Consider the following 5,397-nt stretch of genomic DNA (forward strand, 5'->3'; position numbering starts at 1 on the left):
CAAATGTGCCAGAAACCATAAAGTAAACCCTGACACGTTGAAACCTTTTGCAGATGCAGGTAAAAAAAACATCCTGGCTAGCTGCAAATCATGCAAATTTAAATTTCCTGTATCCCTCTCCTCTCTTTTGACATTGGACGAGAAACCAGTCGATACGAAACGCCGACCAGGGGGGGTAGCCAGAAAGATTTGTATCACCCTGAGCAAGGGCGGGGTAGGCAAAACCACCACGAGTGTAAATCTTGGTGCAGGCCTTGCTTTGGCCGGATATAGAGTCCTTTTAGTGGATACCGATACCCAGGGGCAGTCCTCTTATATTCTCGGGAAAAAACCGGGTGCCGGCCTGACCGAGCTTTTAACCCATGAACTGTCGGTTTCTGACTGTCTGATCGAGGCCCGGAATAATTTATGGCTGCTCTCGGGTGGAAAATCCCTGGCAGGCGTTAAACGAATTATTGACAAAAAAAGCTTTGGTGCGGAGTTTACTTTATCCGAAGCCCTAAACCCTTTGGATAATCAGTTTGACTTTATTTTGATTGATACATCTCCTGGGTGGGACCAGTTGATTGTTAATGTCCTTTTTTATTCAACAGAGGTACTTGTGCCGGTTGCTCTTGAAGTCATGCCTTTGCATGGGATGTCCGAATTCATAAAAAGCCTTGGTGCCATTCAAAAGTACAGAAGTGAAATACAACTAAAATACATTGTGCCCACATTCCTTGACTTGCGGATCAAGGGTCCGAAGGTGCTGTACGATCAACTTAAAAAATTGTATCCAGAACAATTATGTAAGCCCATTCGCTACAATGAAAGTCTGGCTGAGGCACCTTCATTTGGGAAAACCATCTTTGAATTTGCACCAGGCTCAACGGCCTCCGAAGACTATCGAAGTCTGGTTCGTAGAGTGTCCGGAAACGAATCCGCTCTTCTTAAATAACAGCCATGGGCGAATCCGGTCTATTAATACCCAGGCTCAACCCAAAACAAAACATGAAAGTAATTCAATAACTTATTTAGACTTTCATATAAAATATCCGTCCAGAAATATGATTCGACCGTATCCGGTCTGACCGAACCGCTTGTCGTTGCAATCATTTAGTGGTAACCAGAGAAATCATATGGGATTAAAGATCCGCATCATTGCAGTCGTCATTGTGGCTTTCAGTGTTATGAATCTGCTTTTGTGTTCGTACATCACCCACCAGGTAAAGGCCCTTGAGTTAGAAAGCCTGCGGGCTCAAATTGACAAATCCACCTATCTCATGAAGAATATCAATACCCTTCCCCTTTATAATGTGGATATGGAAGCCTTAAAAATGAACATGGAGACTTTTTTTGATGACAAAAACATGAAACGCTTTGCCATCCATGATTCGGAACTTAATATTAATATCAATCTTATAAGAGAGTTCCCTTTGGGCGGAACGGATATAAAGAAAACTTTTGTTATCGACTATAATGGATTGACGCTCGGAAGGTTCACGGTTGTTTATTCCACCAGCTTGATTGAAAAAAAATTGGCTAATTTTCGGACAAAAATGTTTGGGGTTTCTTTCTTCGTGACCCTTGTCATGGCTGTGGTGCTTATTTTTTTGATTACCCTCATTACTAAGCCGGTTGCAAGGCTTGCCCGCATCACCTCTGAGATAACTTCAGGAAATATCGATAAGGAAATTGACCAAACAAGTGTGGGGGAGGTGGGGATACTTTCACGTAATTTTGCGCGTATGCGTGATGACATTAAAGAAAAAACAGAAGATCTGGCGCGTACCAATACAATATTAGAAGGTGAGGTACAGCAGAAAACTTTGCAGGAGAAAAAAAATTTGCACCAGCGCATGGTTATCTCCTCTGTGAATACATTTTTTCAACGATCCATGACCGCACAGTCCGTTAAAGAAATCGCAGAAATTTTTATTTCCATTGCTCAAGGCGTGGTTCCAGCTCCCTATTGTTTTGTAGGGGTGGTCTGTGACAGCAAGGAGTATTTGAATATTCTGGCGTTTTCCGATCTGGTTGGCAAACAGTATCATAAGTTTAATGACGTCTCTATAAAGCAGGGATTTAGACAACAGATATCCGGCAAACTGCTCAAAACAATTACTGATAAAACCCCTTTAATATTCAACAACGTAAGTTTGAATGCTGAATTTGATTTTTTGCCCAGGGAACATCTGCCCATCGACACCATTATGGCGCTTCCAATGCTGCACGGTCAGGATGTGCTTGGTCTTGTCGTTTTTGCAGGTATGGAAGGCGAATATACGGTTGAGGACCAGGAGGTTGCCATGATGATGGTTATGGCTCTGGTTGAGGCATTAAGCCTTCAAACCCTGCAGGATGAAAAACAACGATTTGAAGAAATGGTGATTCAGTCTCAAATTGCTTCAAACATGCTCTCTTTTTCCGCAAGAAGAAACAAAATGGAGTTTGCTGTTGAAGATATAGCCCATCTCCTGGATCAAGCACTTGAACTGGCATCCAATGAATATACTCTGGAGCATGATTTCCATTTTGGCGCCATTCAAATTATGAAGGATTATGACCCTAATTTGCCAAAAGTTAAATGCCGGGGCGGCGAATTAAAACAGGTGTTTTTCAATATTCTGTCAAACGGGGCATATGCAATGGCCGGCAACACAGATAATCCGTGTCCGACTTTTTTTATCAGAATTTATGGTAAAGAAGATCAGGTATGCCTTGAGATAAGAGATAATGGCCCAGGCATGTCCGAAAATCTCCGCAGGCACATCTTTGAACCGTTTTTTTCCACCAAGCCTGATAAAGAGGGTGCCGGGCTTGGACTGTTTATCGCCAATTTTATCATAACGGAAAACCATAACGGCACAATTAACGTGGAATCGACCCTTGGGGAGGGAACCTGTTTCAGAATTTTTTTACCCACCAATCTTGTTTGACAATATTGGTTTTGGGTAAATAGAAACTTCCTGATTATACAGACTAAAATTCAGTGTTGCTGTCTAAAATTTGATTGTTAATAAATTAGAGACGGAGAGCTTTTATGTCAATGATAAATATACCCGTTGTTTTGGTCTCACTGATTCTGATTGTGACATTAGTCCTTCTGATTTCAGAGAAAATTTCGGTTGATAAGACGGCCATAGGAATTATGGTGCTGCTTGCTCTGACTGGAATACTTTCCCCTTCAGAGACCGTGGCAGGGTTTGCCAATCCCGCTGTGATAACCGTAGGATCGATGTTTCTATTAAGTTATGGACTGATACGGACCGGCGCTGTCGGCTTTTTGACGGAATTGGTATTGAAATTTTCAAAAGGGAGCCGGAAATCTGCTTTTCTAATTATCCTTGTTGGGGGAGCTGTGTTGTCGGCATTCATTAATAATACACCGGTTGTGACTCTTTTTATCCCTATTGTCATGGGATTGAGTTGTGAATGTGATTTTTCCCCGTCAAAAATGCTCATCCCGTTGTCTTATGTATCAATTCTGGCCGGCACGTCTACACTGATCGGCACGTCGACCAATATCATTGTCAGCGATCTTGCAAACCTCAACGGGTTTGATCAATTATCTATGTTTGAACTCGGCCGCCTTGGTGTTCCCATAGCTGCAATCGGAATCTTTTTTTTATTTCTGGCTTCGCCAAAACTCATGCCCGGCCGCACTGCACCTGTATGTGAACTGGATGAAGGAAAAGAAAAAAAATACATTGCAGAACTGATAGTCACTGAAAAAAGTCCCTTGATCGGGAAAAGAGATATCACTGTATATGCCAAAGAAAATTTAGGGCTGAGCGTGATTGAAATTTTCAGAAACGGAGGTGTTTTTGATCCGTCCAGAACCAGACTGAGCATAAAGCAGAATGATATTTTCCTGGTCAAGGGGGCGGCACAGGACATCATCTCCTGTCTGAAAAGCAAAGAATTATCTTTGATTCATGGAAAAGAAAGTCTCACATTTGGCGGGAGACCCGAAGATGATCTCATAGTTGAACTTGTTATTCCTCCACTTTCATCCCTTCTGAGGGAACCCTTGATGTCAGATGAACTGCAAAACGACGCCGATATATGTATTATTGCGATACGAAGCCGAACGAGTTGTTTTTCCTATAGAGAATTACAAAACGGGAGGTTGAAAATCGGGGATATTCTCCTCGTACAATGCCCGAGAAACAAATTGGATAAAATAAGAAAGAGTCCAGACTTTGTGATCATTGAGGATATTCACCACGCTATTGTTGACAGGGAAAAGGCCGGCATTGCCACCGGAATTTTTGTCGCTGTCGTGCTTGCTGCAACACTTGGGCTTGTCGACATCATGATATGCGCTCTTTCCGGCGTTTTTTTAATGATGTTGACCCACTGCCTGAGTTTAAAAGATGCCTACCGTTCATTTCAGTCTGAAGTTCTCCTTTTGATTGTCGGAACACTGGCTTTAGGGCTGGCCATGGAGAAAACAGGCGCAACGGAGCTCTATTCAAACGCGTTTTTAAGTCTATTCGAAGGCAAAAGTCCACATATGATCCTTTTTGCCATCATAGTATTAACCAGTATATTCACCCATATTTTAAGCAACAATGCAACTGCAGTGCTCCTGCTTCCCATCGCGATCTCTACCGCAGTCTCACTTGGCGTGGATCCCCGGCCATTTATTATCGGCATCTGTTTTGGCGCCAGCGCCTGTTATGCCAGCCCCATTGGTTACCAGACGAATCTGTTGGTCTATGGTCCTGGCGGATATAGATTTTCAGATTTCCTTAAGCTGGGTCTGCCATTGAATGTAATTGTAGTCGTTATCGCAAGTCTTTTCATTCCTGTTTTCTGGCCTTTTTAAAGGGCCGGGGAAAAATAAATGCTACAGAGTCGATCAATTTCTTTTATATGAAAGTATTGAGTATTGAGATTTAAAACAAGCTGTTTTCTCACTACTCAATACTCACATCTTTCATTGTTTGTTGTGTCCGTCAGGAGATGGTCGTTGATTTGTATCCTATGGGTGGCTTAGGGCGCATATTTTTGGAAATATGTGCCCCTTCAGTCGCAACGAAGAATATGGATAAAAAGGCTATGTATGGACAAGCTCTTATAGCTTTGAGATTTCCTCCGTCTCTATAACCTTAATACCCTGTTTCGCCAAAATAACTTTTGCCTTTTCAATGTCATCAAAGCGGAAAATCATGATGGCGTTTTTGCACTGGGGGTTGGCAAATGCATACATGTACTCCACATTGACATCTTGTTCACTTAACGGATCCAGCACTTGGTTCAGACCGCCGGGTTCATCATTCACTTCCACGGCCAAAACACGGGTTTTGCCGACGGTGAATCCCTGATTCCGTAAGGCTGCGGTGGCTTTGTCATTATCATTGACAATGAGGCGCAGCACACCAAAGTCCGTGGTATCTGCAAGGGAAAGCG

Annotated in this window: 4 protein-coding genes; 3 read left to right on the plus strand and 1 reads right to left on the minus strand. The window is 42.7% G+C overall.

Annotation, left to right across the window (positions count from 1 at the left end):
• The 3 genes from AB7U36_RS17480 to AB7U36_RS17490 all read left to right on the plus strand — a co-directional run.
• The coding region (locus AB7U36_RS17480) for a ParA family protein (RefSeq protein WP_428160961.1) at positions 1-937 on the plus strand (937 nt) is incomplete at its 5' end.
• A 181-nt stretch (positions 938-1,118) separates the two neighbouring features.
• Entirely contained in the window at positions 1,119-2,918 is a 1,800-nt protein-coding gene (locus AB7U36_RS17485; protein ID WP_428160962.1) for an ATP-binding protein, read from the plus strand.
• A 104-nt stretch (positions 2,919-3,022) separates the two neighbouring features.
• A complete protein-coding gene (locus tag AB7U36_RS17490) occupies positions 3,023-4,813 on the plus strand; it encodes an SLC13 family permease (protein WP_428160963.1) in 1,791 nt (596 codons plus the stop codon).
• 249 nt (positions 4,814-5,062) lie between these two features.
• Here the strand turns inward: AB7U36_RS17490 and AB7U36_RS17495 are convergent.
• Positions 5,063-5,397 (minus strand): amino acid-binding protein (locus tag AB7U36_RS17495; RefSeq protein ID WP_428160964.1); only part of this gene is annotated, 335 nt, incomplete at its 5' end.

It is taken from the genome of Desulfobacter sp. (genome assembly GCF_050177295.1).

What these genes read in the sequence shown, in the direction of transcription:
- AB7U36_RS17490 (WP_428160963.1), top strand. Translation starts at nt 3,023, where the DNA reads ATGTCAATGATAAATATACCCGTTGTTTTGGTCTCACTGATTCTGATT.
- AB7U36_RS17485 (WP_428160962.1), top strand. Translation starts at nt 1,119, where the DNA reads ATGGGATTAAAGATCCGCATCATTGCAGTCGTCATTGTGGCTTTCAGT.